Origin of the sequence: Rhodococcus sp. CX, from assembly GCF_015865005.1 — a bacterium.
Lineage (GTDB): Bacteria > Actinomycetota > Actinomycetes > Mycobacteriales > Mycobacteriaceae > Rhodococcus.
Genome location: NZ_JADZGH010000091.1, coordinates 66086 through 68362, shown reverse-complemented (window position 1 = coordinate 68362; position 2277 = coordinate 66086). Strand labels below are relative to the sequence as shown.

The window sequence follows — 2277 nt, the reverse complement described above, 5'->3', positions numbered from 1 at the left end:
GGAACGGATGATGGGTGCCTCTCCGCTCGACGACGGAGAGGCACCCATCACCGGGAGCCGCGGGGGTCAGTGCTTGACGGGGCAGCCACCCTGGGTCTTGTAATCGACCTGGAATTCCTTGATGCCGTTGAGCCACGCCGAACGCAGACGCTTCGGGTCGGCGACCTTGGTGATGTCCGGGACGAGGTCGGCGATCGCGTTGAAGATGATCTCGATCTCCATGCGGGCCAGGTTCGCGCCGAGGCAGAAGTGCGCGCCGGTGCCACCGAACGCCAAGTGCGGGTTGGGATCACGCAGGATGTTGAACTCCCGCGGGTTCTCGAACACCTCTTCGTCGTTGTTCGCCGACGCGTACAGCATCACGACACGGTCACCCTTGCGGATCTTCTGGCCGCCGAGTTCGGTGTCCTCGAGGGCGGTGCGCTGGAACGAGGTGACCGGCGTGGCCCAGCGAATGATCTCGTCGACCGCGGTCTTCGGGCGATCACGCTTGAAGATCTCCCACTGCTCGGGATGCTCGAGGAACGCGAGCATGCCGTGCGTGGTGGCGTTGCGAGTGGTCTCGTTGCCGGCGACCGCGAGGACGATGAAGAAGAATCCGAACTCCTCGGGCGAGAGTTCGTCGCCGTCGATGTCGGCCTCGATGAGCTTGGTGACGATGTCGTCGGCCGGGCATTCCTTACGGGCAGCGGCCATCTGGTAGGCGTAGCCGAGAACTTCCATCGACGCCATGGCCGGGTCGGCGGTGTTCTCCGGATCGTCGTAGCCGGTCATCTGGTTCGACCACTCGAAGATCTTGGTGCGGTCCTCCTGCGGCACACCGATCAGGTCGGCGATGGCCTGCAGCGGAAGCTCCGCCGCGATCTGGGTGACGAAGTCGCCGTTACCTTCCTTGGCAGCGGCTTCGACGATCGTGCGGGCGCGGCGCTCGAGGTCCTCGCGCAGCGCGTTGATGGCGCGGGGGGTGAAGCCGCGAGCGACGAGCTTGCGGAGTTTGGTGTGTTCCGGAGCGTCCTTGTTGAGCAGGACGTGGCGCTGCAGTTCGATGTTGGCGCGCTCCATGTCGTCACTGAAGCGCGGAATCGCGGTGTTCTCCCAGTTCGAGAACACGTCGCTGCGCCGGGAAACCTCGCGGACCTCCTCGTGCCGGGAAACGACCCAGAAGCCCTCGTCGTGGAAACCACCCTTGTCGGGGGACTTCTTGTTCCACCAGACCGGCGCCGTGCGACGCAGCTCGGCGAACTCTTCGAACGGCATGCGCCCTTCGTAGAGGTCGGGGTCGGTGAAGTCGATGCCTTCGGGAATGTTGGGCTGCGCCACCACTGAACTCTCTCCTACCCTGGCCGGTACATCACGCACCCGTGATGTGGAACACGTTCTAGATCCATTCAAACACAGGCGAGCCGCGAGACCAAGGAATCCGTGGCTCCCGGTCACTCGGACACGCCTTGTCCTCCTAGGGAACCTGTTCTATTTTGCGAAGACAGGAGCAGAAAGGAGCCCGCCGTGGGCACACCAGTCATCGTCGAGGCGGCACGCACCCCGATCGGCAAGCGCGGCGGATGGCTCGCCGGTCTGCACGCCGCCGAGATCCTCGGGGCCGCGCAGAGCGGTCTCGTCGAACGCGCCGGCATCGACCCGATGCTCGTCGAGCAGGTCATCGGCGGCTGCGTCACCCAGGCCGGGGCCCAGTCGAACAACATCACCCGCACCGCGTGGCTGCACGCCGGACTCCCCTGGCAGACCGGCGCCACCACCGTCGACTGCCAGTGCGGTTCCGCGCAGCAGGCCAACCACATGATCGCCGGTCTCATCGCGACCGGCGCCATCGACGTCGGCATCGCCTGCGGTATCGAGGCCATGTCGCAGGTTCCGTTGGGCGCCAACGTCGGTGAGCATGCAGGCCCCCGGCGTCCCGCGTCCTGGAACATCGACATGCCGGACCAGTTCGGCGCCGCCGAGCGGATCGCGCGTCGCCGCGGCATCACCCGCGAGGACGTCGACGCGCTCGGTGTCCGCTCGCAGGCACTGGCCAAGCAGGCCTGGGAGGAGGGCCGCTTCGACCGCGAGGTACTGCACGTCGTCGCGCCCGTCGTCGACAAGGAAGGCAACCTCACCGGCGAGAAGCAGACGGTCACCCGCGACCAGGGGCTGCGCGAGACGACCGCCGAGTCGCTCGCGAAGCTGAAGCCGGTCGTCGAGGGTGGCGTGCACACCGCCGGCACGTCGTCGCAGATCTCCGACGGCGCCGCCGCGGTGCTGCTCATGGACGAGGCG

General features: G+C 66.5%; 2 protein-coding genes. One reads left to right on the top strand and one right to left on the bottom strand.

Annotated elements, in window-relative coordinates:
* Positions 1–66: 66 nt before the first annotated feature.
* Entirely contained in the window at positions 67–1320 is a 1254-nt protein-coding gene (locus I0Q12_RS09935; RefSeq protein WP_197251761.1) for a cytochrome P450, read from the bottom strand.
* A 186-nt stretch (positions 1321–1506) separates the two neighbouring features.
* Between I0Q12_RS09935 and I0Q12_RS09930 the strand changes: the two genes are divergently transcribed.
* On the top strand, positions 1507–2277 hold a 771-nt coding region (locus I0Q12_RS09930), incomplete at its 3' end, for a steroid 3-ketoacyl-CoA thiolase (protein WP_307846150.1).